This is a genomic window from Allobosea sp. FW305-C-101, from assembly GCF_058783685.1.
Window position 1 is genome coordinate 1 of the sequence record NZ_JBYSYT010000009.1, and the last position, 25,995, is coordinate 25,995.

Annotated in this window: 21 protein-coding genes; 9 read left to right on the forward strand and 12 right to left on the reverse strand. The window is 66.6% G+C overall.

What is annotated here, in order from left to right:
- Positions 1–264: 264 nt before the first annotated feature.
- Together AC3WMA_RS24195 and AC3WMA_RS24200 are read right to left on the reverse strand one after the other, a co-directional pair.
- Positions 265–684, reverse strand: a complete 420-nt coding sequence (locus tag AC3WMA_RS24195) for a VOC family protein (RefSeq protein WP_492287811.1) — start codon at positions 682–684, stop codon at positions 265–267.
- Between the two features lie 65 nt (positions 685–749).
- On the reverse strand, positions 750–1,082 hold the full coding sequence (locus AC3WMA_RS24200; RefSeq protein WP_492287812.1) for a cupin domain-containing protein: 333 nt from the start codon (positions 1,080–1,082) through the stop codon (positions 750–752).
- Positions 1,083–1,149: 67 nt separating this feature from the next.
- On the opposite strand from AC3WMA_RS24200, the gene AC3WMA_RS24205 reads away from it, so the two are divergent.
- On the forward strand, positions 1,150–2,055 hold the full coding sequence (locus AC3WMA_RS24205; RefSeq protein WP_492287813.1) for a LysR family transcriptional regulator: 906 nt from the start codon (positions 1,150–1,152) through the stop codon (positions 2,053–2,055).
- A 186-nt stretch (positions 2,056–2,241) separates the two neighbouring features.
- Here AC3WMA_RS24205 and AC3WMA_RS24210 read toward each other — a convergent pair whose 3' ends face one another.
- From AC3WMA_RS24210 to AC3WMA_RS24250, 9 genes are all read right to left on the reverse strand, one after another.
- Positions 2,242–3,822 carry a sulfite reductase subunit alpha gene (locus AC3WMA_RS24210; protein WP_492287814.1) on the reverse strand — a complete coding sequence of 527 codons (1,581 nt, stop codon included), beginning with the start codon at positions 3,820–3,822 and terminating at the stop codon, positions 2,242–2,244.
- A complete protein-coding gene (locus tag AC3WMA_RS24215) occupies positions 3,819–5,615 on the reverse strand; it encodes a NirA family protein (protein ID WP_492287815.1) in 1,797 nt (598 codons plus the stop codon). The genes AC3WMA_RS24210 and AC3WMA_RS24215 overlap by 4 nt, the downstream gene beginning before the upstream one ends.
- Before the next feature lie 145 nt (positions 5,616–5,760).
- Positions 5,761–6,552: an ABC transporter ATP-binding protein gene (locus AC3WMA_RS24220; RefSeq protein ID WP_492287816.1), complete on the reverse strand. Its 792-nt coding sequence runs from the start codon at positions 6,550–6,552 to the stop codon at positions 5,761–5,763.
- 11 nt (positions 6,553–6,563) lie between these two features.
- A complete protein-coding gene (gene ntrB / locus AC3WMA_RS24225) occupies positions 6,564–7,472 on the reverse strand; it encodes a nitrate ABC transporter permease (protein WP_492287817.1) in 909 nt (302 codons plus the stop codon).
- Between the two features lie 41 nt (positions 7,473–7,513).
- The gene (locus tag AC3WMA_RS24230; protein ID WP_492287818.1) at positions 7,514–10,201 is read right to left on the reverse strand and encodes a molybdopterin-dependent oxidoreductase; all 2,688 of its coding nucleotides are present in this window, start codon (positions 10,199–10,201) and stop codon (positions 7,514–7,516) included.
- Positions 10,201–11,415: an NAD(P)/FAD-dependent oxidoreductase gene (locus AC3WMA_RS24235; RefSeq protein WP_492287819.1), complete on the reverse strand. Its 1,215-nt coding sequence runs from the start codon at positions 11,413–11,415 to the stop codon at positions 10,201–10,203. The genes AC3WMA_RS24230 and AC3WMA_RS24235 overlap by 1 nt, the downstream gene beginning before the upstream one ends.
- A 3-nt stretch (positions 11,416–11,418) precedes the next feature.
- Complete coding sequence (locus AC3WMA_RS24240; RefSeq protein WP_492287820.1) at positions 11,419–12,747, reverse strand: CmpA/NrtA family ABC transporter substrate-binding protein; 1,329 nt, start codon at positions 12,745–12,747, stop codon at positions 11,419–11,421.
- Positions 12,748–13,031: 284 nt separating this feature from the next.
- Complete coding sequence (locus AC3WMA_RS24245) at positions 13,032–14,105, reverse strand: CmpA/NrtA family ABC transporter substrate-binding protein (RefSeq protein WP_492287821.1); 1,074 nt, start codon at positions 14,103–14,105, stop codon at positions 13,032–13,034.
- Positions 14,102–14,686 carry an ANTAR domain-containing response regulator gene (locus tag AC3WMA_RS24250; protein WP_492287822.1) on the reverse strand — a complete coding sequence of 195 codons (585 nt, stop codon included), beginning with the start codon at positions 14,684–14,686 and terminating at the stop codon, positions 14,102–14,104. Before AC3WMA_RS24250 ends, AC3WMA_RS24245 begins: the two co-directional genes overlap by 4 nt.
- Before the next feature lie 482 nt (positions 14,687–15,168).
- On the opposite strand from AC3WMA_RS24250, the gene AC3WMA_RS24255 reads away from it, so the two are divergent.
- The 5 genes from AC3WMA_RS24255 (at position 15,169) to AC3WMA_RS24275 (ending at position 20,388) form a co-directional block, all read left to right on the forward strand.
- On the forward strand, positions 15,169–16,212 hold the full coding sequence (locus AC3WMA_RS24255) for an ABC transporter substrate-binding protein (protein WP_492287823.1): 1,044 nt from the start codon (positions 15,169–15,171) through the stop codon (positions 16,210–16,212).
- 26 nt (positions 16,213–16,238) lie between these two features.
- Positions 16,239–17,096, forward strand: a complete 858-nt coding sequence (locus AC3WMA_RS24260) for an ABC transporter permease (RefSeq protein ID WP_492287824.1) — start codon at positions 16,239–16,241, stop codon at positions 17,094–17,096.
- Positions 17,093–17,839 carry an ABC transporter ATP-binding protein gene (locus AC3WMA_RS24265; protein WP_492287825.1) on the forward strand — a complete coding sequence of 249 codons (747 nt, stop codon included), beginning with the start codon at positions 17,093–17,095 and terminating at the stop codon, positions 17,837–17,839. The genes AC3WMA_RS24260 and AC3WMA_RS24265 overlap by 4 nt, the downstream gene beginning before the upstream one ends.
- Before the next feature lie 26 nt (positions 17,840–17,865).
- Complete coding sequence (locus AC3WMA_RS24270; RefSeq protein ID WP_492287826.1) at positions 17,866–19,215, forward strand: LLM class flavin-dependent oxidoreductase; 1,350 nt, start codon at positions 17,866–17,868, stop codon at positions 19,213–19,215.
- 153 nt (positions 19,216–19,368) lie between these two features.
- On the forward strand, positions 19,369–20,388 hold the full coding sequence (locus tag AC3WMA_RS24275) for an ABC transporter substrate-binding protein (protein ID WP_492287827.1): 1,020 nt from the start codon (positions 19,369–19,371) through the stop codon (positions 20,386–20,388).
- 111 nt (positions 20,389–20,499) lie between these two features.
- On the opposite strand, the gene AC3WMA_RS24280 is transcribed toward AC3WMA_RS24275, so the two are convergent.
- Positions 20,500–20,700, reverse strand: coding sequence for a hypothetical protein (locus tag AC3WMA_RS24280; RefSeq protein WP_492287828.1), 201 nt, complete (start codon positions 20,698–20,700; stop codon positions 20,500–20,502).
- 346 nt (positions 20,701–21,046) lie between these two features.
- Between AC3WMA_RS24280 and AC3WMA_RS24285 the strand changes: the two genes are divergently transcribed.
- The 3 genes from AC3WMA_RS24285 to AC3WMA_RS24295 are packed head-to-tail and all read left to right on the forward strand — an operon-like array spanning position 21,047 to position 25,915.
- Entirely contained in the window at positions 21,047–22,051 is a 1,005-nt protein-coding gene (locus tag AC3WMA_RS24285; RefSeq protein WP_492287829.1) for an HlyD family secretion protein, read from the forward strand.
- Complete coding sequence (gene rbbA / locus AC3WMA_RS24290) at positions 22,048–24,780, forward strand: ribosome-associated ATPase/putative transporter RbbA (protein WP_492287830.1); 2,733 nt, start codon at positions 22,048–22,050, stop codon at positions 24,778–24,780. The genes AC3WMA_RS24285 and rbbA overlap by 4 nt, the downstream gene beginning before the upstream one ends.
- A gap of 1 nt (position 24,781) precedes the next feature.
- On the forward strand, positions 24,782–25,915 hold the full coding sequence (locus tag AC3WMA_RS24295) for an ABC transporter permease (RefSeq protein WP_492287831.1): 1,134 nt from the start codon (positions 24,782–24,784) through the stop codon (positions 25,913–25,915).
- Positions 25,916–25,995: the final 80 nt, after the last annotated feature.

Consider the following 25,995-nt stretch of genomic DNA (forward strand, 5'->3'; position numbering starts at 1 on the left):
GTTCAAATCTGGCCCCCGCAACCAACAGAAATAGAAAAACCCCGTCTCACCACGAGACGGGGTTTTTGCGTTTCTACCCGGATCGAGAGATCAGGGAGCGGGCAAGAGCGAAACGCGCAAGCAAAGCCGGGTCCCCAGTGAGATAACGGCTGCTGTCGTGGCCAGTCCAACCCGCCAAGTCGGGATGGACGAAGACCGGGGAGGGCCCTTTCTATCGGTGAAGTGCGCAGGGGCGCTCGACAGGTCCGGAGCCGGCTCGCCTCGCTACTCGCCCGCCATGGCGGCGGCCTTGCTCATATCCATCGAGACCAGTTCCAGCACATGGCCGTCGGGATCTTCGACGGCACGGTTGTAGAGAAAGCCCAGGTCGATCGGATCTCGCAGATCGGCTTTCCCGCCTGCCGTAGCGCCTGCATGCGCGATCGCATCGACGTGCTCGCGGCTGTCATGGGTCAGGGCGAGGAGGACCCCGGTCGAGACATGAGCGTCAGCGATCGGCTTGGTCGTGAACGTGGAAAAATAGGCGGTCGACAGCAACTGGAACGTGATGGCATCCGACCAGACCATGCTCGACGCCTGGTGATCGCTGAACTGATCGTTCTTGCTGCAGCCGATCGCTTCGTAGAACTGCGTCGCCGCAGCAAGGTCTTTGACGGGCAGGTTGACGAAAATCATCTTCGACATTGCGTGTTCTCCACTAGTGGAACTTTGCTGACGCCGCAGCGGCGGCGCTGATTGGCGTCGCTGCCCTACAACCAGTCCGTGATGAACCGGCGGCTGGCGTGGATGTCGATCATCTCGACATCGTCGCTGACGCTCGTGAAGCAATGCGGAGTATCGGCCCCAACCACCACGATCTCGCCCGCCACGACGTCCAGGCATTCGTCGCCGACGGTGAAGCGGACGGCTCCCTTCCGGACAAGAAAAGTCTCCGAGTAGGGATGCCGATGCAGTGCCGGTCCGCCGCCCGGCTTGTCCAGCCTGGTGAAAATGATCGACACATCCGAGCCAAAGCCATTGCCCTGAAACTCGCCGTTCCAAGGCGTCGAGCCGTCTGACCATTTGATGCCGTTGGTCGTCATGGCCGCCTCCATTGCCTGCAGCGATACTGGGCAGTAAATTCGAAAAAGGAGTAGTGCCAGAAATGAAATGCGGGATTACGTGCAGAAGCGGCTTCAATGGAACGATCTCAGCCTGATACTGGCGGTCGCCCGGTCGGGTTCATTTGCGGGTGCCGCCGCCCGCCTGGGAGTCAGCACCCCGACGGTTTTCAGGCACGCCAAGGCGGTGGAGCATCGACTGGGAACCCTGATCTTTCATCGGGACACGACCGGCGTCACTCTCACTGCCGCCGGGAGAGAGGCGGCAGACCTCGCCGAAAGGATCGATGAGGATATCGGTGCTCTCGAGGCGCGCGTCGGCAACGAAAATTCCGATGCGGCCGGAACGGTGCGCCTGGCGACGGTGGATACGTTGATCGCCGGCCCGTTGATGCCGTTGATGCGGCGCTTCAGGATGGCTCATCCAGGGATCTTGATTGACCTGCGATCGAGCGTTGGAATGTCGAACCTGCGCCAGCGGGAAGTCGACGCTGCGCTGCGCGCTGGCGGCGAGCCGCCGGAAAACCTCGTTGGTCGCAAGCTCTGCCGGATCGCGGTTGCGATCTACCGCAAGGCGGGTGGCGACGCCGGTGTTTCAGACGATCGAGCCTGGGTCGTCCCCAACCCTGAGCTCGCGCACCTCGCATCGGTACGCTGGCTAAAGGAGTCGGGCAGGTATGCCGGGGCCGTGCTTCAGGTGAACAGCCTTTACACGCTGGCCGAAGCCGTTGCCAACGGCATTGGATTGGGCATCCTGCCCTGCTACCTCGCCGACCTCGACCCGAGGCTTGCCCGCGTCGGCGAACCCATCGATGAACTGGCAAGCGATCTCTGGTTCCTCACGCATGGCGAGCTGCGTCATACCGGGCGAATAAGGATCCTGTCGGATTTTCTCGGCAAGGAGTTCCAGGCCCTGCGGCCGCTCTTCCTGGGCGAGCGAGCTGCGAAAGGATGAAGTGGTCCTGAGCTTGCCGAATGTGATGCGCCTGAGACTGCGCCGCTCCCAACGCTCCTGCCGGGCGCGCAAACGAGGAGAAAACTCAGGTTCTGGCGTCTCCTCGGCCGCGTTCTCCTTCGTGATGGGAGGGTGCAGCGGCAATAGCTTGGATTGTCCCTTCGCGGAATCAGGGACGGTGATCTTCTAATAGACATCCGCCTGGTAACGCCCCGCCTTACGCAAAGCAGCGATATAGGCGATCGCATCTTCCGCCGAATGCCCACCATGTTCCGCGACCACGTCGACCAGTGCACGCTCGACATCCCTGGCCATGCGCTTGGCATCGCCGCAGACATAGAAATGCGCGCCCTTCTCGAGCCACGACCATAGCTCGCCGCCGCGCTCGCGCATGCGGTCCTGAACGTAGACTTTCTCGCCATCGCGCGACCAGGCCAGCGTGAGGTTGGTCAGGAAGCCCCGATCCTTCATCGCCTGCAGCTCGTCCTCGTAGAAGAAGTCGCAGGTGCGGCGCTGGTGACCGAAGAACAGCCAGTTGCGGCCCGGCGCCTTCGTGGCCTGCCGGTCATGCAGGAAGGCGCGGAAGGGCGCCACGCCCGTGCCCGGGCCGCACATGATGACCGGCGTCGCCGGATCGGCCGGCAGTCCGAAGCCATGGGCGCGCTGGACATAGACCGGCACCTTGTCGCCGGGTGCGACGCGTTCGGCGAGGAAGGTCGAGGCGACGCCCCAGCGCGGGCGCGAGCCGACCTTGTAGCGCACGGCATCGACCGTCAGCGTGATCCGGCCGGGCGTTGCAAGATGCGAGGACGAGATCGAGTAGAGCCGCGGCTGGAGCGGGTCGAGCGCCTCGACGAAGGCCTCGGCCGAGAGCCGGGCCTGCGAGAATTTGTGCAGCGCGCCGAGCACGTCGAGCCGGTCGAGATCGCCGTCCGGGTCCTCGCCGGCGGCAAGGCGCCTCGCCTTGGCGCGGGTCTCTCCGCCGGTGACGTAGGAGATGAGCTGGAACAGTGCGTCCGGGGCAGGGCCGAGCGCGCAATCTTCCATGAGCTTGTCGCGTAGGGACTTGCCGCCGATCTCGGCATCCGGCCGTGCGCCCAGCAGCGCTATCACCGCATCGGCGAGGCGGGCATCGTTCTTCGCGACGATGCCGAAGGCGTCGCCGACGACATAGTCGAGCCCGGATTCGGAGAGGTCGAACTCAACATGCCAGGTCTCCTTTTCGGAGCCCTCGCCGTTGAGCTTGCGACGCGAGAGGAAGGTCGCGAGCGCCGGGTTCTCGCGGCAGCGTCCCTTGGGTCCCAGGTCTGTGGCCGGTGCAGCATCGGTTGGGGTGGTCGGAGCGGACGCGCCCGTTTCCTCCACCAGCGCCTTGATCTGGCGTAGGGTCTCCTTGCCGCCGGGCGCACAGAGATTGAGCCGGCCTTCGGCACCTGAGGCGATGGCGGCGGAATAGCTCTCGCAGACATAGCCGCATTGCCCGCAATCCTGCTGGGCCATGGCGGCGTAGAGCTTGCGGGGCAACGGCTTGCCTTCGGCCAGCGTCATGCGCTCGGCCATCTCCAGCGACGGATCGTGCCAGGGCGCGCCGTCTTCCGCCTCCGCCATGACGGCGGCGTTCTCGGCCGGCGACAATGCGGTGACGCCGGCATTGTCGAGCGAGAGCAGCCCGGCGAAGAAGCCGTTGAGCCAGGAGCGCTGCTCCTCGCTGAAGGGGGCGGTTTCGGGCAGCACCTGGACGATCGGGCTCGGGCTCTGCACGGTCATGCCGCGTCTCCGATCTGCTCCACCAGAACTTGAAGCGCTGCGATCTCGTGGCGGCGGGCGAAGGCGACGAAGCTTTCGTCGGGCGCTGCGCGGTGCACCTGCCAGCTGCGCAGGATTGCCTCGACCAAGGCCGGCGCATCCTCCGCCTTCACGTTGGTCCGGAATTCGCGGCCCATCCCGCCCTCGACGCCGAAGCCGCCGCCGACGAAGACATGGTAGCCGGGCACGGTGTCGCCCTCGTCATTGACGGGGACCTTGGTGCCGATCAGCCCGAGATCGCCGATATAGTGCTGGGCGCAGGAGTTGTGGCAGCCGGTCAGGTGGATGTTGACGGCGGTATCGAGCGTGATGCGCGGCTCGCAATGGGCGGCGATGGCGAGCGCATCCTCCTTGGTATGGGCGCCGGCGAATTTGCACCCCGTGGCGCCGGTGCAGGCGATCAACCCGGCCCGCAGCACCGAGGTCTCGGCCGAGAGGCCGATGGCCTTGAGGTTGGCCAGCACATCGTCGACCTTCGCGTCGGGCACGCCGGAGATCAGCAGGTTCTGCCAGACGGTGAGGCGGATATCGCCGTCGCCGCATTCTTGCGCGATCGAAGCAATGACGCGCATCTGCTGTACGGTGAGCTTGCCGACGGGCAGCGCCACGCCGATCCAGTTGAGGCCGGGCTGGGCTTGGCCGTGGACGCCGATATGGGCAAGCCGGTCATAGACCGGTCGCGGCTTGACGAAGGCGCTGTCGAGCCGGATCAGGCGGCGGCCGAGCTTCTCCTCGACGGCGGCGAGGAATGTCTCGAAACCCCAGGCATCGAGCACGTACTTCAATCGCGACTTGTTGCGGTCGGTGCGGTTCCCGTTGGCGGTGAAGACGCGCACGATCGCATCCGCGACCGTGATCGCGTCGGAGGGAGCGACGATCACGCCGGTGTCGCGGGCGAGGTCCTTGTGGCCGGTGATGCCGCCGAGCGCGAGGCGATACCAGATGCCCGGCGCGACAGGCTGTCCCTCGAAGGTGGCTCCTTCATCGATCTCGATGGCCTGGAAGCCGATATCGTTGGTGTCCTCCAGCGTCGCGATCGAGCCGGCGCCGTCAAAGGCGACATTGAACTTGCGCGGCAGCCCGTAAAGCGAGCGGTCGTTCAGGATGTGATGGTGCCAGGCGCGGGCATGCGGGCGCGTGTCCAGCAGCTCCAGCGGATCGATGCCGGCCGTCGCCGAGCCCGTGACATTGCGGATGTTGTCGGCGCCGGAGCCTTTGGCGGTGAGCCCGAGATCGGCGAGGCCTTCAAGAAACGCTGCGCCGTTCTCGGCAGAAATCTCCCGCACCTGGAGATTGGCGCGTGTGGTGACATGTGAATAGCCGCCGCCCAGCGCCTCCGCGAGATCGGCGACGCCGGCGAATTGCCAGGCCTTGAGGATGCCATTGGGGATGCGCAGACGGCACATGTAGCTGTTCTGCGCGGGCGCCACGTAGAACAGGCCATGATAGCGCCAGCGAAAGTTATCCTCCGGCTTCGGGTAAGTGCCGGAAGCCGCCTGCTCCTTGAAACGGGCATAGGCGTCGAAGGGATGCTCGGCGGCCTTCCACTTCTCCTGGTCGGTGAGCTTGCCGCCGGCCGCGACCGCCCTGGCCTGCGCCTCGGCATGCTCCCGGTCGGGACCGCTGGGCTTCGCCGGAGCGCCGCCGGACGTTCCGCCGAGCGGACCCAGACCCCGCGCCGTGCGGGCCGACTGCATGCCGCTGACGAAGCCTTCGAGATAGCGCTTCTGGTCGGGAGTGAAATCGTCGCTCATGGTAATCCTCGGTCATCCCGGACGACGCGAAGCGGCGATCCGGGACCGTCCTCAGAATGAAGCGCCGCTATCGGCGCCCTCTCGTCTTGCGATCCCGTATCTGCGCAGCAGCACTGTCGTGCCGCAGCGCGTGCGGAATGACGCATCACGCTGCCTCCACGAACCTGTGCCGCTCGTAGAGGAATTTCAGCACCGCCTCGCGCGCGGCGATGTAGGTGCGGTCTGAGACCAGCTCGAGCCGCTTGCGCGGGCGGGCGAGGCGCACGTCCAGCACCTCGCCGATCCGGGCGGACGGGCCGTTGGTCATCATCACGATCCGGTCCGAGAGCAGCACCGCCTCGTCCACGTCGTGGGTGATCATGATCATGGTGTTGCCGAGCGTGGCATGAATCTGCATCACCGAGTCCTGCAGATGCGCGCGGGTCAGCGCGTCGAGCGCGCCGAAGGGCTCGTCGAGCAGCAGGATCTTCGGCTCCATGGCGAGACCTCGCGCGATGCCGACGCGCTGCTTCATCCCGCCGGAGATTTCGCCGGGGCGCTTGTCCCTGGCATGGCCCATCTGGACGAGGTCGAGATTGTGCATGATCCAGTCATGCCGCTCCGCCTTGCTCTTCTTGCGGCCGAAAACCTTGTTCACGGCGAGCGCGACATTGTCGTAGACGGTGAGCCAGGGCAGCAGGGAGTGGTTCTGGAAGACCACGGCACGGTCGGGGCCCGGCGCATTGACCTCCTTGCCCTCGAGCAGGATCGCGCCCGCGCTGACCGGTGAAAGCCCGGCGACGAGGTTGAGCAGGGTGGACTTGCCGCAGCCGGAATGGCCGATGATCGAGACGAACTCGCCCTTGTCGATGACGAGGCTGACATCCTTGAGCACGTCCGTCGTGGCGGCGCCGCGCTGGAAGCGTTTGTCGACATGGTCGATCTTGAGATAGCTCATCGCCTCGCTCCTCAGTTGGTCGCGGTGCCGCGGGTGACGACATGGCCGACGAGGGCGACGAGGCGGTCGAGCAGGAAGCCGACCACGCCGATATAGACCAGCGCCACGATGATGTCGGACAGGCGGGACGAGTTCCATGCGTCCCAGATGAAGAAGCCGATGCCGACGCCGCCGGTCAGCATTTCGGCCGCGACGATCGCGAGCCAGGACAGGCCGACGCCGATCCGCAGGCCCGTGAAGATGTAGGGCGCGGCCGAGGGCACCATGATCTTGTAGAAGAACTCGATCTGGTTCAGCCGCAGAACCTGCGCGACGTTGCGGTAATCCTGCGGGATGTTGCGGATGCCGACGGCCGTGTTGATGATCACCGGCCAGATCGCGGTGATGAAGATCACGAAGATCGCCGAGGGCTGGCTGTCGCGGAAGGCGGCGAGCGAGAGCGGCAGCCAGGCGAGCGGCGGCACGGTGCGCAGCACCTGGAAGACGGGGTCGAGGCCGCGCATCGCCCAGACCGACTGGCCGACCAGCGCGCCGAGCAGCACGCCGACGATGGCGGCGAGGCTGAAGCCGATGGCGACCCGCTGGAGCGAGACGAGGATGCGCCAGCCCAGCCCGATATCCTGCGAGCCCGCCCAGTAGAACGGCTCGACGATCAGGTCCTTCGCCTCGTCCCAGATCTTGCTCGGCGGCGGCAGCGAGGATTGTGGGCCAGCCGCCGCGAGCTGCCAGAACAGCAGGATGAGCGCGACCGTGATCAGCGGCGGCAGCAGGTTGACGAACGCGTTCTTGCTCCAGGAGACGAGCCTCGCCGCGAAGGGTTTTGCAGGTGCGGCCGGCAAGGGCACGACCTCGGGCGGCTTGCCCGAGAGCGTGACGACCGTCGCGCCCGCGCTCGCGCCTTTCAAGACAGGCTGACCCATGTTCCAGTCTCTCCTCTGACAGAGATTGTCCGTCGCGTTGCTCATGCCGCCTCGCTCGCGTGTGCCTGCGCGCCGATGCGGCGGATTTCGGGAAGGCAGGAGCCGCAATTGGTCCCCGCCTTGAGTTGCTGGCCGATCTCCTCTGCCGTCGCCGCGCCGGCCTCGAAGGCGGCGCGGATCGCATTGAGGCCGACGCCGAAGCAGGCGCAGACGGTTGGGCCGGGATCGGCGCCACCGGGAACGCGCCCGGAAAGCAGGGCAAGCCGGCTCTCCACGGTCGCCGCTGGATCGGCGAAGACGGTCTTGACCGTGTCCCAGAGCGGCGCGCGCCCTGCGGGTGCGAGGAAGAGAGCGGCCTGAAGCCGGCCGTCCCGGAGCACGGCGCAACGATAGCTGCCGCCGTCGCGGTCGATCAGCTCCGTCACCCCATCCGCGCCGAAATAGCCTCGCACCAGGGCAGCCATGGCATCGACGGGGGCGTCTGTGGCGAAAAGCCGGCCTTCGCCGCCCTGCACAGCAAGCCGGGCCCACCAGCTCTGCTCCGGCAGCGCAAAGGGCTCGCGTGACAGGACGAAGCCCTCGAAACGGTAGGCAAAAGGGGCAACGGAAACCGGCGTCGCCTTCATCTCGGGCTGGCCCGAGAAGGGATCGCAAAGCGGCTGCGTCAAGGCGCCGATCCGGGCGTCCGAAGCGGTCTCGCCCGACCAGTGGATCGGCGCGAAGAGCGAGCCTTCGGCGACGCCTGCGTCAGCCACGACCTTGAGCACCGCGCCGCCATGGGCGTTGGCCAGACGCGCGAAGCCGCCCTCGGCCAGTCCGAAGCGCGCGATGTCGACTGGGTTCACGGAAACCGAAGGCTCGGCGATATGGGCACTGAGCCGCGGGCTGAGGCCGGTCCGGGTCATCGTATGCCAGTGATCGCGGACGCGGCCGGTGTTGAGCAGCAGCGGGAGGGCCTCGCTCACGGTCGAGGCCAGCTTCGGCACGGCAAGCGGGCGCATCTGCGCGCGATGTCCGGGACCGAAGAAGTTGCCATCGCCGAAGAGCCGCGCGGTGCTTTGCGGTCTGGAGGTGGGCACCGGCCATTGCACCGGCCTGAGCCCGCCATAAGCCGCCTTGCCGAGGCCGGCATGGGCGCCGATGTCGAAATCGCGGGTGCCGGCGTTCTCGAAGGCGGAGAGAGCCGCATGCTCGGCATAGATCTCGTGCGGGCCGGCATAAGCGAAGGCCGTACCGAAGCCGAGGTGCTTCGCGACCTCGCCAATGATCCACCAATCCGGTTTCACTTCGCCGGGCAGCGGCAGGAAGGCACGCTGGCGCGAGATGCGGCGTTCGGAATTGGTGACGGTGCCGTCCTTCTCGCCCCAGGCTGCCGCCGGCAGGATGTAATGCGGCTTCGCCGCAAGCGTGTCGTTGGAGAGCACGTTCTCGGAGACGACGAAGAGATCGAGCTCGGCGAGCGCGGCACGCACCTTGTCCGCATCCGGGAGGGAGACGGCCGGGTTCGTCGCCATCACCCATAGCGCCCGGATGCGCCCTTCGGCGACGGCCTCGAGCATCTGAACCGCCTTGAGCCCCTCGCGGCGGGCGATGTTGGGTGCAGCCCAGAAGCGCCGGACGCGGTCGATCTCGTCGGGTGCGTAGCCCATATGGGCGGCGAGCATGTTGGCGAGCCCGCCGACCTCGCGCCCACCCATCGCGTTGGGCTGGCCGGTCAGCGAGAAGGGGCCGCAGCCGGGCCGCCCAATCCGGCCGGTTGCGAGATGACAGTTCAGGATCGCCGCGACCTTGTCGGTGCCTTGCGCCGACTGGTTGACGCCCTGGCTCCAGGCCGTGACGACATGCGGCGTGCTCGCCCAGAGTTCGTAGAAGGCCGCGATCCGCTCGTCAGAAAGGCCGGTCAGCGCCAAAACCGCGGCGATGTCCGGAGCGATCTCCCGCGCATTGGCGAGGGTCTCGTCGAAACCGGCGACATGACGCGCAACATAGCTGCGATCGATGAGGCCGCGATCCGCGAGATGGACGAGCAACCCTGCAAAGAGCGCGGCATCGGAGCCCGGCTTCAAGGCCATCACCATGTCGGCGTCCTCTGCCGTCGCGGTGATGCGGGGATCGAGCACGACGAGGCGTGCGCCGCGCTCGCGCCGGTTGTCCTGCATCCGTCGGAACAGGACCGGATGGCACCAGGCCGTGTTCGAGCCGACGAGCACGATCAGGTCGGCGCTGTCGAAATCCTCATAGGTGCCGGGCACCGTATCCGAGCCGAAGACCCGGCGCTGTGCCGCAACCGTCGAGGACATGCACAGCCGCGAGTTGGTATCGACATGGGGCGTGCCGATGAAGCCCTTCGCCAGCTTGTTGGCGACGTAGTAATCCTCGGTCAGGAGCTGGCCGGAGAGGTAGAAGGCGATGGCCTCCGGGCCATGCGTGGCCATGACGGTCCGCAAGCCCCCTGCAACGGCGTCGAGCGCGCCGTCCCAGCCGATTCTGTCGTAGCCGCCGTCCCGATTGCGCCTCAGCGGGTGCAGAACCCGGCTGCCGAGCCCCAGCGTCTCCCCGAGCGCCGAGCCCTTCGAGCAGAGCCGCCCGCGATTGGCCGGATGCTCCGCATCGCCGGCAATAGCGGCACCCCCCAACCCGTCCGGTGTCGCGAGAATGCCGCAGCCGACACCGCAATAGGGGCAGGTCGTGCGCGTCGCGGTCGAAGCGAGAGGGGCGTCGTGGCGCATCAGGCGGCTTCCCTGATGCAATAACTCTCGCCGAAGGGCAGGTCCGCGCGGATCGCGCTGATGTCCTGCCCCGAGCGGATCAGTCCGAGATAGAACAGCGCGCCCTGCGTATCGCCGACGAGGACGCACCCGGCGAGCCGGCCTTCGCGTAGCACGAACTTGCGGTAGATGCCCGCTGAGGGATCGCGCAGAACGACGGTCTCGGTGCCGTCGCCGGCCTCGAATTCACCGGCCGAGAAGACACCGACGCCGGAGACCTTCAGGTTTGTCGCGAGTAGCGAGCCCCGATAGGCCGCATCCTGGCCGGCAAGCCGCGCAGCCAGCACCCGCGCTTGCTCATAGGCGGGCTCGACCAGTCCATAGGCGAGGCCGCGATGCTCCGCGCATTCGCCGATGGCGAAGATCGCGGGATCGTCGGTGGCGAGCCCGTCATCGACCAGAACGCCGCGTCCAACGCTTAGGCCCACGGCCCGCGCGAGCCCGGTATTCGGGCGCACGCCGATGGCGATGACCACGAGATCGGCAGAGATCTCCGTTCCGTCGGCGAGTTCGACGGCCGCGACATGCCCTTCGCCGCGAAATCCCTTCGTCTCCGCGCAGAGGCGGACATCGATGCCCCGAGCGGCCATGGCCGCGGCGAGCAGGCCGGCGCCTTCATGGTCGAGCTGCCGTTCCATCAGGCGATCGACGAGATGCAGCAGCGTCACCGATCCCCCGGCTCTCGCGAGCCCGTAAGCTGCCTCAAGTCCGAGGAGCCCGCCGCCGATGACGACGATGCGGGCTCCGCGCCGGGCATAGGCCTGCATCGCGCCGACATCGACGGTGTCGCGGAAGGTGACGACGCCGGCGAGATCGCCGCCGGGGAAGGGCGGCCGGAGCGGCGTCGAGCCGGTCGCGAGCACGAGCTTGCCATAGGGCAGCGTCGGGCCGCGGCGCAGCGTCACCGTCCGCGCCGCGCGGTCGATGCTCTCGACGGAGCGGCCGTAGAAGGTGGAGATGCCGCGCGCACGCCACCAGGCAGCGGGCTTGAGTTCGATCTCGGGCTCACCGATCTCGCCCGCCAGCAGAGGCGAGAGCAGCACCCTGTTATAGGCCAGGCGCGGCTCGTCCCCGATCACGGCGACGGAGTAGCGCCCGAGCGCGCGCTGGCTGAGCTCGTCGGCCAGCCGCGTCGCCGCCATTCCGTTGCCGACGATGATCAGGGGCTCGGCCATGCGTCAGGCCACCCGCTTGATCTTCAGCGCCTTGAGATAGTCCAGCGGCGCCGCTGGATCGAACTTCGTGCCGTCAAAGAAGGTCTCGACGCCGCGGCTATCGGCCGTCGGGGCGCCGGTGACGCCCAGCATCTTCGCGGCCTCGCGCCAGAGATCGGCGCGGTTCGTCTTGTCGACCAGCGCCTTGATGTCGATCGTCGGGTCGAACTTGCCCCAGCGGATATTCTCGGTGACGAACCAGGTGTCGAGGCTCTTCCAGGGATAGGAGCTCGCGCCGCCTTCGCCCCAGAACTTCATGTAGAGACTGGTGCCCTTCGCCTCGCGGCCGTTACCGTAGTTGATGTCGCCGAGCAGGCGCTTGTTGATGTCATTGGTGGGAACGTTGAACCACTGGCGCTTGCCGACGATCTCGGCGAGTTCCTGGCGGTTCTCCATCCTGTCGGCCCATTGCTGGGCTTCCATCACGGCCATCAGGATGGCCTGCGTCGCCTTCGGGTTCGCATCGACGAAATCGGCGCGCATGCCCAGGATCTTCTCGGGATGGCGGGCCCAGAGTTCGCCCGTGGTCAGCGCGGTATAGCCGATGTTCTGGTTGACGAGCTGCTCGTTCCACGGCTCGCCGACGCAGAAGCAATCCATCGTGCCGACCTTCATGTTCGCCACCATCTGCGGTGGCGGCACGACGATGACCTTGATCTCGGTATCGGGGTCGATGCCGCCGGCGGCCAGCCAGTAGCGGATCCAGAGATCGTGGGTGCCGCCCGGGAATGTCATCGCGGCGGTCAGTTCCTTGCCGGCGGCCTTCTTGCGCTCGAAGGCCTGCTTCAGCGGGGATGCGTCCTTCTGGACGTTGAGGTCCTTGTATTCGTTGGAGACCGAGATCGCCTGCCCGTCCTCGTTGAGGTTGAGCAGCGTGTACATCGGCAGGGGCTGGCCGTTCTGCATCACCTTGCCGGTCGCATAGAGATGCGTCTTCGGGCGCAGGATGTGGCCGCCGTCGATGCCGTTGTTCTTGAAGCCGAGCGCCATGTTGTCGCGCGTCGCGCCCCAGCTCGCCTGCTTGGCGATGTCCATGTCGGGCAGGCCGTGCTTGGCGAAGAGCCCTTTTTCCTTGGCAATGATCAGTGGCGAGGCGTCGGTGAGCGCGATGTAGCCGAGGCGCGTGCCCTTGACCTCGGGGCCGGTCCCTTGCGCGAAGGCGCCGGAGGGCAGGGCGGTCTTCGCTGCGGCAAGCAAGGCGGTTGCGCCCGACAGGTTGAGGAAGTCGCGACGGCTTGGAGCCGCCAGCCGGGCTGCGACCGCCTTGTTCCGGGTCTTGAAGCTCTGCGTCATCGATCGCCTCTCGGTTGCTGAAAAGCCGCCTGCCCGATCCAGCCCCGAATGCGAAAAACGCCGCGCGAAAGACGCCTTGGCAGGCGCATTCGACAGCGACGTTGCTGTATCGTCCGGATCGGGGGTGGCGCGGGCAGCGTTGGCCGCGTCGCATCAGTCTTTACAAGGATCGTGCCAACCGCCTTGCGCGAGCCCTAGCCTTGAATTGCAATAGATTCGGGAAGGGGCGCGGGGCAGCGCAGGCTTGATTGCCTTGCTGCGGTGCACAATCAATTCGCCCCTGCCTAATCAGTGGGCTGCTCTTGGCTTGTGGCAAGAATGCCTGCGAAAGCGGCAGGCAGGAATACGCCCCGCGCGATATCGCGCGTCTGCGGCGTCACCGCGACCTGCCCGGCCCACTCCATGCCAGAAAGGACCCACTCGGCGTCATCGGGGTCGGGACGCAAGGCTTCCCGGTCGAAGCGGATGAACCGCTCGACCTTGCGCGTCGGCCGGTCGGCACCCTGGATCAGCTCGCCATGCAGGATGCGCTCGATGAGCCCTACCGGCAGGGCGAGCCGGTCCGGCGCGGAGAGGTGATGCGCCATGCGCGCGAAATTCTCCGGACGGCAGGCCCAGGCACTGGCCTGCAGGATCGCGGTTCCGAGCTTCGAAACGGCGGCCGGGCGCTTCTCGACATCGTCGGCACGCCAGGCCAGCACCTTGTCATGGCAATCGCGGCGCAGGTCGACGCTGGCATGGACCATCGCGCCGACGCCGGCCGCGACGGCCGCCGCATTCCAGGGCGCGCCCGCGCAGAAGCCGTCGATCCGCCCGCTGGCGAGCGCCTCGACGGTCTGGGGTGGTGGCACGACCTCGAACCGGATGTCCTCGCCGAGCTTGAGGCCACCTTGTTCAAGCCATTCGCCGAGCAGGTAGATATGCGTCGAGAACCCGAAGACCGCGGCGAAGGTCAGCGGCGACAGGCCGGCGGCCTTGCGGCGCGCAACCATGGCAGCGAGCGCCCGAGCCGAGACGCCGGGATCGGCCAGATCCCCATCGGCCAGCCGCGACAACTCCTCGAAACGCCGTAGCGAAAGGGTGATCGCCGCCCCATCACGATTGAGCGCCAGCGGCGCGGCCATCGGAGCTTTCACTCCACCGATGCCAAGCGTCGCGGCTATTGCCGCCGGGCCAAGCATATGCGCGGCGTCGAACAGGCGCACGTTCAGCTTGTCGCGCAGGTTGGACCACGAGACCTCGCGGACCAGCTCGAGATTGAGCCCTTCCGCCTCGGCGAAGCCCTCGTCCTTCGCCAGCACGACCAGCGCGCAATCGACCAGCGGCATGAAGCCGACCCGCAGGTGCAGCGTCGTCATTTCAGCATCTCCGCGGCGGTGATGAGGGAACGCGCGATCTCGACGAGCTTGCGCTTCTCGTTCATCGCGGTGCGGCGCATCAGGGCATAGGCCTCGTCTTCCGACAGGCCCTTCAGCCGCATGACGATGCTCTTGGCGCGATCGATCGTCTTGCGGTCCTCCAGCTGCGAGCGGGCTTCGTCGAGCTCCTCGCGCAGCTTGCGGAAGGCGTTGAAGCGGCTGATGCAGGTCTGCAGGATCGGCTGCATCCGCTCCTTCTTCAGTCCGTCGACGATATAGGCGGAGACGCCCGCCTCAACGGCCGCTTCGATCGAGGCCGAATCCGACTGGTCGACGAACATGGTGATCGGCCGGCGGACATGCCGGCTGACGAGGAACATGTCGGCCAGCGCGTCGCGGCTGGGGTCTTCGAGGTCGATCACCACGACATCGGGATCATGGGTTTCGATCGCGGCGACGAGGCCTGTCGTTGCGGAGAGGCGGACGAGCTGTTGGTAGCCCGCTTCCCGCAAGCCTTCCTCGATGATCGCGGCCCGCACCTGGTTCGCGTCCACGATGAGGATCCGCAGATTGGGCTGCATGCCGTTCGGAGGTTCCCGTTGATTGGTCCGGCCTCACCCAATCAGGAATCGTGCCATTGCAGCTTTCTGGACGGCGCTCCTGGCGTCCAAGAGGGATATGGCTGATCGAGCTGGGAAACGCTCCAGCGTTTGCACCAGCGTGCGGAGGCAACGGAATACATGCAGGCTCCGATCGGAGTTTCCGGAATTCGTCGAAGCCCCAGGCTTGGCGTCTAGAGCGCGGCGCGGCGGCTCTACCGGTGCCGCTCCGGTCGGCTGGGAACGCGAGCTTCGGGACATCACGCTGGCGCTGCCCGGCGAGACCAGAATCAGGCTGAACGACCTATTCCTTCCCGAATCCTCTTGTGAGCCTGGAAGGTTCTTCGGGGCGGTGTCGTATATTAAAAAGAACATTCGTTTGACTTAACGAACGATGCTTTTGCAAGATTTGGGAAGTTCGGCGCCGGTCGCCGACCAGCACCAATTTGCGAAAGGGGACGGCCATGGCCGATGCGACTGGGCACTCGAAGCGCTTTCAAGCTGGCCGCCGCGCACTGCTGAAGGCGTCGTTGCTTCTGCCGTTCGTCGCCCATGCCGTGGGCAGCGCAGCTGCGCAGGGAGCACTTCCTCAAAACATCCCGGCCGGGACGAAGCTGGTCGTCGCCGATCAGAACGAGGCCTTGCAGACGCTGATCCGCGCCTCGGGCGTTCAGGCGAAGCTGTCGAGCAACGTCACCTACGCCAACTTCCTCGGCGGCCCGGCGATCCTGGAGGCGTTTCGAGCCGGCGCGCTCGACCTTGCCACGGTCGGTAATACGCCGCCGATCCAGGCCCATGCGGCCGGCGAGAGAATTCCGATCGTCGCCGCGCGGGTTTCCTCCGAAACCGACTACTTCCTCGCCGTCCGTCCGGGCCTGAAGATCAACAACCTGGAGGAGTTGAAGGGCAGGAGCATCGCCTATGGCGAGGGCACCGGGCGCCAGCCCTTCGTGCTGAATGCGCTCAAGCTCGCCGGCCTGACGCGGAAGGACGTCAAGCTCGTGCCTCTCAGGGCCGCCGATTTCCCCGATGCGATACGGACCGGACAGGTCGATGTCGCGGCGCTCAACGAGCCGCATTTCTCGCGTTACCTCGCCGATTTCGCCGATCGCGGCGCAAGCGCGCTGCCGAAGGCGCAGAATGACCGGCTGCCCAAGAGCCTGACCTATCTCTACGCCAGCCAGAAGGCGCTGGACGACCCGGCCAAAGCGGCGGCGATCCGCGAATTCGTCGCGGGCTGGATCGATGCCAGCCGCTGGTCGCACCAGAACGTCGACGCCTGGGTCGATGCCTACTACGTCAAGCGCCAGAACCTGAAGCCGGCCGATGCCCGCAAGATCGTCGAGTCGGAGGGCGCGTTCGAGTTCCCACTGCTGGCCAGCCTGATCGCCAAGCAGCAATCGCTGATCGACGTGATCCACGAGGCCGGCGACCTGCCCAAGCGGCTCGATGCGCGCGAGGAGTTCGACCTGCGCTTCGACGCGGTCATCGCCGCAAAGACCAACTGACGCCCTCGCCGGAGCGGATGGGATCCATGAGCCTCATCACCTACGCCACCGGCCTCCAGCCCAGCGCGGAAGCTGACGAGCGTTCCGCTGGGAGACAGGCGCCGCGGCCGCCGCAACTGGCGCCGTCGCGGCTGCCGCCGGGCGGCATCCTGTTCGGCCCGATCGCTTTGGTCGCGATCTGGGAACTCGCCTCGAGCCTCGGTTGGCTCTCGCCGAAATTCCTGGCGGCGCCGTCGACGGCCGTCCTGACGGGCATCGATCTCCTGAGCAACGGCACGTTGGCCGACCATTTTCTTGCCTCGGCGCAGCGGGCCTATCTCGGGCTCGGCATCGGCGTCGCCATCGGGCTTGCGATGGCGCTCGCGGCCGGGCTCAGCCGCATCGGCGAGGCCTCTCTCGACGGGCTGGTCCAGATCAAGCGGGCCGTGCCGACGTTGGCGCTGATCCCGCTCGCCATCCTCTGGCTCGGCATCGGCGAGGCGATGAAGGTCGCGCTGATCGCCTCCAGCGTGCTGGTGCCGATCTACATCAATACCCATGCTGCGCTGCGAGGCATCGATATCCGGCATGTCGAGCTCGCCCGCAGCGTCGGGTTGTCTCGTGGGGCGTTCCTGCGCGAGGTCGCGCTGCCCGGAGCGCTGCCCGGTTTCTTCACCGGCCTGAGGCTCGCCGTCACCACCTGCTGGACCGCGCTCGTCGTGCTGGAGCAGATCAACACCACCGAGGGCATCGGCTACCTGATGAACCGCGCCCGCGACTACGGCCAGACCGATGTCATCGTCGTAGGCCTCGCGATCTACGCCGTCCTCGGCCTTGGCTCCGATTTCGCGGTCAGAGCCTGGGAACGCCGGGCGCTGTCCTACCGCAAGGCGCTGGCATCATGAACGCCTCTGCCCACCCGCTCCATCTGCCGCAGGTCCATGCGCTCGCCGCCGTCAGCCTGCGCGGCGTCACTCGGCGCTTTTCCGGCCGCACTGTGCTCAACGAGGTTTCGCTCGACTTCGCGCCGGGTCAGTTCGTCGCGCTGATCGGCAAGAGCGGTTCGGGCAAGAGCACGCTGCTGCGCGCCCTGGCGGGCCTCGACGACGGTGTCGATGGCGAAGGCCGGATCAGCGTACCGGACGATCGCTCGGTTCTCTTTCAGGACTCCAGGCTGCTGCCCTGGAAGAACGCGCTGCAGAACGTCGTCTTCGGCCTGCGCCGGGCCGATGCGGACGAGCGTGGACGCGCGGCGCTGGCCGATGTCGGGCTCGGCGGACGCGAGGACTCCTGGCCGAATGCGCTATCCGGCGGCGAGCAGCAGCGGGTGGCGCTGGCGCGCTCGCTCGTGCGTCAGCCAAGGCTCCTTCTGGCCGACGAGCCCTTCGGTGCGCTCGACGCCCTGACGCGCATCCGGATGCACGAGCTGCTCTTCGGCCTGATCCGCCAGCACCGGCCGACGGTCCTGCTGGTTACCCATGATGTCGACGAGGCGATCAAGCTCGCCGACCGCGTTCTGGTCATGGAGGACGGCCGCATCATCGTCGACCGCCCGGTCTCTCTGGCGCATCCGCGCCTCAAGGACCCCCAATTCGAGACTTTGCGCGGCGACCTCCTCGCGGCGCTCGGCGTCTCCGACGCCGTCTAGAACCACATCCGGCAGGATCGATCGTCATGGCACGCGAACTTCACCTCAATCTCTTCATCAACGGCCGTGGTCACCACGAAACGGCCTGGCGCCATCCGTCCTCGACGAAGAAGGCGTTGAGCGACCTGTCCTATTATCGCGATCTCGCGCTCGCGGCCGAGGCGGCGAAGCTCGACTCGATCTTTTTCGCCGACCAGCTCGCACTCGGCGACGAACTCGCCCATGCCGCGCGCGGCGAGCTGGAGCCGGTCACGCTGCTGGGGGCGCTGGCCGCGCTGACTGAGCATATCGGGCTGATCGCCACGGCCTCGACCACCTATAACGAGCCCTACAATCTCGCCCGCCAGTTCGCCTCGCTGGACCATATCAGCGGCGGACGCATCGGCTGGAACATCGTGACCTCCTGGGCGCCGGGCGCTGCGGTCAATTTCGGCCAGGACTCTCAGGTCGGTATCGACCAGCGCTACGCACGCGCCCACGACTTCGTCGAGGCCGTCTCCAAGCTCTGGGACAGTTGGGCGAGGGACGCCATCGTTGACGATCGCGAGCGCGGAACCTATGCGCTGCCCGATCGCGTTCGGCGCGCCGCGCATCGCGGCAGCCATTTCAGCGTGGCCGGCGCGCTCAATATCCCGCGCTCACCGCAAGGGCGCCCCGTCTTCGTACAGGCCGGCGCCTCGACCGACGGCCGTGCCTTCGCCGCGCGCTATGCCGAGGCGATCTTCACCGCGCATCTGACCAAGGACAGCGCGATCGAATTCTATGCCGATATCAAGACACAGGCCCGCGCGCTGGGCCGGCGTCCGGATCAGATCGTCATCCTGCCTGGCCTGAGTGCCGCGATCGGCTCGACCGAAACGGAGGCGAGACGGGTCTGGGAGGAGCTGAACGAACTCTCCCATCCCAGCGTCGGACTCGCGCGGCTGTCGAGCCGCTTCGGCGGCCATGATTTCTCGCATCTCAAGCTCGATGACGTTCTGTCGGTCGAGGATTTTCCCGATCCGTCGCAAGTCCAGGCCTCGCGCAGCCGGGCCCAGTCGATCACCGCGCTCGTCGCGCGTGAACGGCCGACATTGCGCGGCCTGCTGCACAGCCTTGCCGGTGCGCGTGGCCACTTCACCGCGACCGGGACGCCGGAACAGATCGCCGACATCATCGAGGATTGGTTCAGATCGGGAGCGTCCGACGGTTTCAATCTCATGCCGCCGATCCTGCCGGCGCAGTTCGAGGTCTTTGCGAGCGAAGTCGTACCGCTGCTGCGCAGGCGCGGCCTGTTCCGGAGCGAATATGGCGACGGAACGCTGCGCGACCGGCTGGGCCTCGACCCGGTCGTCAGCCAGTTCGACCCAGCCAAGCCGATAAAGCTCTCAGCCTGAGCGTCGGTGAGCGGAGAAATCGGTTTCGTGTTCGCCCGTGCGCACGCTGGTTTCATCCTCCCTCGGCTTCGCGATTTGGAAGCAATCACCTCCGTCGCGGTGACATAACGCTGACGCGCCTCAGCCCGAGGCCGTGCGGACGTGGAGCCCGAGATGATCGACCGTAGAACCCTGCTTGCGCTGGTGGCGGGCTCCGTAGCCGGGGTCGGTCCCGGTTTCGCCCAAAGCACCGAGCTGCGCATCGGCTACGTGCCGGTCATCGGAGCGAGTGCGCTGTTCGTCCTTGCGGGCGATGGATCGGCACGCGATGCCGGCCTCGAACTCAGGCTCAACAAGTTCGATTCCGGCCCGAACGCCATCCAGGCCTTCGCCTCGGGCACGATCGATATCCTGATCATCGGCGTCGCGCCGGTGGCGGTTGCGCGGTCCCGTGGCCTCGACACGTCCGTCATCGCAGCCGCAGCCGTCGGCGGCACGGCGTTCATGGCTGGCCCGTCCCTCGCCAAGGCCTTCGCCGAAAACGCCAATGACCCGGCCAAGGCCTTCGCGGCGTTTCGCACGGCCACGGGCCGCAAGGCCAAGCTCGGCACGCTTCCGCCGGGCGGCGTGCCGACCGTCGCGCTTCACCACTGGCTCTGGAAGATCGGCAAGGTCGAGCGGTCCGATGTCGAGATCGTCAATATGGGCATCGAGGTCGTCCAGCAGGCGATGCTCACCGGTGCCATCGACGGCGGCACGCTGCTCGAGCCTTCGGCGACGCTGGTTTCCGAACGCGATCCCCGCATCAAGCGCATCGTCAACTCGCCGGACATGTTTCCCAACATCCCGGGCGTCGTCGTTGCCGCGTCAGAAGCCTTGCTGAAGAGCCGGCCGGAGGCGGCGGAACGCTTCGTGGGGCTGTTCCACAAGGCGACCGAACGGATCCGTGCGGAGCCGGCCAAGGTCGCTCCATTCGTGCTGGTCGCGCTCGGCGGCGACCTGGTCGCCGAAGCGACGATCGCGAAGGCGCTCGTTTCGCCAGCTGTGAGCTTCGTCAACGACCCCGCAAAGATCAGGACAGCAACCGAGGCATTGCTGGCCTATCAGGTGGAACTCGGAGATTTCCCTCAGGCCCCGGCGCTGGACGGCTTGTTCAATCAGGCTCTCTACGAGCGCGGGGTCCGATCCAGATGAATGTGCCCGGCGTCGCGAACCGGGCCGCGAGGCGCAAGCTGGTTCGAGACGAGACGGACGCTTGATGTCGGCTGCTGACAATCTGCGGAGAGGTGGACCGCTGGGATCACATCAGGCTGCCGGAGGCCCCGGCTCAGGCGAAGGGGCTTCCGGGACGATGCACTCCAGGATGGCTTTCGAAAACGCCAGTATGGCGGCCTCCCGGTTCTCCGCGCACATCGCCCGCGCGACTTGGATGAAGTCCTGGGTGCCGATCTGAACAACGACTTTGGAGTTGCCGCGCCCCGATGCGATGGCGCCGGTGACCGTCACGCCGCTTCGCTTCAGACCTCCGGCGCCCCGGCCTACCCACGCTCCATGGTCGATTCGAACGTTGCCCTCATATTGCCAGCGACCGCCACCTTGTAAGGGCGCCCGCCAGAGCTGGCTGTGTTCGCTCATCATCGCCACCGTTGGTACCCATCTCGTCGGCTGCTCGTGCTGGTCTCGACCTGCGAATTCAAGCCTGATCCAACGAAATTCAAGCAGCGCCGCGAAACCGGCAACAGGCCAATCGTCAGGGCGCCATGCGAAGTCGCCGCTTGGCCTGGCCAGCTGCGTCCCGCATGTTAAGGCGGTAGCCCATGCCGGTTCCGCCGCTGTCCTTCGGAGATCCAAGATGCGCCGCTTTCGAGCCGTTGCAGCAATCCTTCTCGCTGCACTCGTCCTGCCGGCACCAGGCGCGCAGGCACAGTCCCGCATCAGGGCATTGATCGAGAGGTTGCGGGGCGACACGATGCCGGAGGGCATCGTCAAGACCAACGGCCGCATCGAGGCGACGCAGGTCGACGTGTCCTCGAAATATGCCGGCCGCCTGGCGGAGGTCACTGTGAAGGAGGGGGACGAGGTCACGGCCGGGCAGGTGATCGCCCGCATCTCGTCGCCAGAATACGAAGCGCAACTGCGGTCCGCACAGGCGCAGGTGCTGCGCGCCCGTCAGGCCCTCGCGGAGGCCGAGGCGCTGATCGCCCAGCGCAGGAGCGACCAGATCCTCGCCCGGACCGATGCCGAGCGGGGCAAGGAACTTGTCGCAAAGGGCTATCTCAGCAAGCAGGTCGACGACCAGCGCTCGGCCAAGGCCGATGCGGCCGACGCGGCGCTGCGGGCTGCCCAGGCGCAACGCGATCAGGCCCAGTTCGCGATCCACGCCTCCGAAGCCGATGCCGAGCAGATCAAGGCGATCCTGGTCGATCTCGTGCTGCTCGCGCCGCGCAGCGGGCGTGTCCAGTACCAGCTTGCCCGAACCGGCGAGGTGGTTGCGGCCGGCACGCGCGTCGTCACGATCCTCGACCTCTCGGATGTCTACATGACGATCTACCTGCCGGCCGCGCAGGCGGGGCAGCTCGCGCTGGGCGACGAGGCGCGCATCATCCTCGACCCCGTCCCGCAATATGTCATCCCGGCGACGGTGAGCTTCGTCGCGGCCGATGCGCAGTTCACGCCCAAGGCGGTCGAGACCGCCGAGGAACGCGAGAAACTGGTCTTCCGGGCCAAGCTCCAGGTCGATCGCGAGCTGCTCGCAAGGTATCACCGGCAGGTGAAGACGGGCGTGCGTGGCCTCGGCTTCGTCCGCACGTCCCCCAGCGCGAAATGGCCTGACTCTCTCGCCGTGAAGCTGCCATGACGGAGGCTGCCCCTGCCGCCAGCCTCGCGGGGGTCACGCACCGCTATGGCAAGGCAATCGCCCTCGACGCGCTGACCCTCGATATCCCCGCCGGCCGGATGATCGGGGTGATCGGGCCGGATGGCGTCGGCAAATCGACCTTGCTCGCACTGGTCGCCGGGGTGCGGGTCATCCAGCAGGGCAGCGTCCATGCGCTTGGCGGTGATCTCGGCATCAAGGCTGAGCGCGAGGCGCGGCGCGGGCGCATCGCCTACATGCCGCAGGGGCTCGGGCGCAATCTGTACCCGACGCTCTCGGTCTTCGAGAATATCGACTTCCATGCCCGGCTCTTCGGGCAGGACGCCACTGAGCGCCGCAGCCGCATCGACGAACTGCTCAAGGCAACGGGGCTCGATCCGTTCGAGGCCAGGCCTGCCGCGAAGCTATCCGGCGGCATGAAGCAGAAGCTCTCGCTCTGCTGCGCCTTGATCCATGATCCCGATCTGCTTGTCCTCGACGAGCCGACGACCGGCGTCGATCCGCTCTCGCGCGGCCAGTTCTGGGACCTGATCGACACGATCCGCACCCGTCGTCCGGGCATGAGCGTCATCGTCGCCACCGCCTATATGGAGGAGGCCGAACGCTTCGACTGGCTGGTGGCGATGGATGACGGCAAGGCGATCGCCACCGGCACACCCGCCGAACTCCGGGAGAAGGCAGGGCAGTCGACGCTGGAAGGCGCTTTCGTCGCCTTGCTGCCGGAGGCCAAGCGCGCGCAGCACCGGGAGGTCGTGATGCGGCCGCGGGTCGTGAGCGCCGATGCGACGCCTGCGATCGAGGCTGAGGGTCTGACCCGCCGCTTCGGCGATTTCGTCGCCGTCGACCATGTCAGCTTCCGCATCGGCCGCGGCGAGATTTTCGGCTTCCTCGGCTCAAACGGCTGCGGCAAGTCGACGACGATGAAGATGCTGACCGGCCTGCTGCCGGCGACCGAGGGCACGGCCAGGCTTTTCGGCCAGCCGCTGGCAGCCGACGACATGGAGACGCGCCGCAATGTCGGCTACATGTCGCAGGCCTTTTCGCTCTACAGCGAGCTGACGGTCCGCCAGAATCTCGTGCTCCATGCCGAGCTCTACCATTTGCCGCCGGCCGAGATTCCCGGCCGGATCGCGGAGCTGCTGACCCGCTTCGATCTGGCTGATGTCGCCGACGAGCGGCCTGAGAGCCTGCCGCTCGGCATCCGCCAGCGCCTGCAGCTCGCCGTCGCCGTCCTGCACAAGCCGGCCATGCTGATCCTCGACGAGCCGACCTCGGGCGTCGATCCGATCGCGCGCGACGCCTTCTGGCGCACGCTGATCGACCTCTCGCGCGACGACGGCGTGACGATCTTCCTGTCGACCCATTTCATGAACGAGGCGGAGCGCTGCGACCGCATCTCCTTCATGCATGCCGGCAAGGTGCTGGCGGTCGGCACCCCGCCGGAGCTGGCGCAGAAGCGCGGCGTCGACACGCTCGAAGAGGCCTTCATCGCCTATCTCAAGGAGGCAGCCGGAATCGAGGATGCGCCTCCGGAAACAGCCATGACGCCTGTTGCCGCTACCAGGCCGGCGCCGCCGGCCCGCCGCTTCGATCCGCGCCGGCTCTGGGCCTGCACCCGCCGCGAAACCATGGAGCTGCTGCGCGATCCGATCCGCTTGAGTTTCTCCTTCCTCGGGCCGCTCCTGCTGATGCTGGCCTTCGGCTTCGGCATTTCCTTCGATGTCGAGAACCTGAAACTCGCAGCCTTCGACCAGGACAACTCGATGGAGAGCCGGCAACTGGTCGAGGCCTTCTCCAGCTCGCGCTATTTCAACGAGCAGGCGCCGATCCGCTCCGCCGCCGAACTCGACCAGCGCCTGCGAAGCGGTGAGATTCAGCTTGCGATCGAGATCCCGCCCTCCTTCGGCCGCGACCTGATGGCAGGGCGCGCGCCGGAGCTCTCGGTCTGGCTCGATGGCGCCATGCCGTTCCGCGCCGAGACCACACGCGGCTATGTCACCGGCCTGGCGACGCAATATGCGCAGGGTTTCGCGGCAGCGCAGGCCGCGTCGAGCCATGCGCCGTCGCCCGTCACGATCGAAACCCGATTCCGCTACAATCAGGCCTTCAAGAGCGCCAATGCGATGGTGCCGAGCGTGATCATGCTGATGCTGATCCTGATACCGGCGATCATGTCGGCGATCGGCGTCGTCCGCGAGAAGGAGACCGGCTCGATCGCCAATTTCCGCTCGACGCCGATCAGCCGCTTCGAATTCCTGTTCGGCAAGCAATTGCCGTATATCGCCGTGGCAATGGCGAGCTTCGTCATGCTGGCGCTGATCGCGCTCACCGTCTTCGCGGTTCCGATCAAGGGGCCGGCCTGGGTGCTGGTGCTGGCGACGCTGCTCTATGTCTCCGCCACGACCGGCTTCGGCCAGCTGATCTCCAGCTTCACCCGCACGCAGGTCTCGGCCGTGTTCGCAACCGCGATCCTGTCGATCATCCCGGCAGTCAACTTCTCCGGCCTGATGGTGCCGGTCGCCTCGCTTTCGGGCGGCGGCCGGATCATTGGCATGAGCCTGCCGCCGGCCTGGTACCAGCCGGTCAGCGTCGGCGTCTTCACCAAGGGACTGGGCGCAGCCGAGCTCTGGCCCAACCTGGTGATGCTGGCCGTCTTCGTCCTGCTCTTCCTCGTCGTCGCGCAGCTTGCCTTGCGCAAGCAGGAGGTTTGAGATGGCGGCGCTCGTCATCCATCTCCAGAACATCCTGCGCCTCGTGGTGAAGGAGCTGCGCAGCCTGCGCGCCGACCCCATCATGCTGGTGCTGGTGGCCTATACCTTCAGCATCGCCGTCTACACGGTCGCGACCGGCGTGAAGCTGGAGGCGCGCGACCTCACCATCGGGATCGTCGACGAGGACCAGTCGGAGTTCTCGCGCTCGCTGCTCGGTGCCTTCGGCGCGCCCCTGTTCAAGGTCTCGAAACGCATCGCCGCCTCGGAGATCGACACCGAGATGAACTCCGGCCGGCTCGTCTTCGTGCTCGAGATCCCGCCGAAGTTCCAGGCGGACTTGCTGGCCAGGCGGCAGACGGCGCTGCAGCTCAATATCGATGCCACCGCGATGACCCAGGCCGGCAACGGCGCGGTCTATATCCAGCAGATCATCGCGCAGGAGATCGCGAACAGGCAGGCCGGGCGCGAGACCGCGACCGCATCGCCGATCAATCTCGTGGTGCGGGCGCGCTTCAACCCCAATCTCGACTCCGGCTGGTTCAGCTCGGTGATGCAGGTGCTCAACAACGTCACCCTGCTGACGATCATCCTGACCGGCGCGGCCCTGATCCGGGAGCGCGAGCAGGGCACGGTCGAACACCTCCTGGTGATGCCGGTCACGCCGGTCGAGATCATGCTCGCGAAGATGGTGGCGAACGCCCTGGTCATTCTCGTCGCGGCGGTGGCCTCGCTCGTGCTCGTCGTCGAATGGATGCTCGGCGTGCCGATCGCCGGCTCGCTCCTCCTCTTCGTGCTGGGGACGGCGATCTATGCTTTCTCGGTCGCCGCGCTTGGTATCCTGCTCGGGACGCTGGCGACGACGATGGGGCAGTTCGGCCTGCTCGCGATCCCGGTCTTCGTGGTGACGCAGCTCCTGTCCGGCGCGACGACACCGATGGAGAGCATGCCGCTCTGGCTGCAATGGATCATGCGGGTCTTCTCGCCGACCCCGCATTTCGTCGCCTTCTCGCAGGGCGTGCTCTATCGCGGCGCCGGCCTCGACGTGGTCTGGCCCGAGATCGTCAAGATCATCGCGATCGGCGCGGCCTATTTCGCCTTCGCGCTCGCCCGCTTCCGGAAAGTGATCTTCGCGTGAGGGCGGTTTTGCCGCGGGAGCGGAAGCGGCCCGGTCGATTGTCATCGCGCTGTCGGCTTCCTAGTGTTCCGACTTGACGG